Here is a 259-nt window from a genome sequence, read left to right as displayed (position 1 = left end):
GGAAGAGCTCACACAAATGGTTCAAAAAGTGGGCGATGTCATAACCGAGTATGATAAACAAATTGAAGCATCATCAGTCGTTCCAGAAAGAAAAGCTCTAAGAAGTGAACGCAAATACCCGAAACAAGTGCGTAAACAGTTGCTTGATTTTNNGTCTTACGAAAACAGAAATACCAACAGGACTTTGAAATCTTTGGCATACGTAATAGTTATTCTAAAACAGATCCGGATGCGACATTTATGCGAATGAAAGATGATT

This window comes from Cytobacillus praedii (assembly GCF_001439605.1).
GTDB classification, from domain to species: domain Bacteria; phylum Bacillota; class Bacilli; order Bacillales; family Cytobacillaceae; genus Cytobacillus; species Cytobacillus praedii.
Note: the sequence above shows the minus strand (reverse complement) of the source record.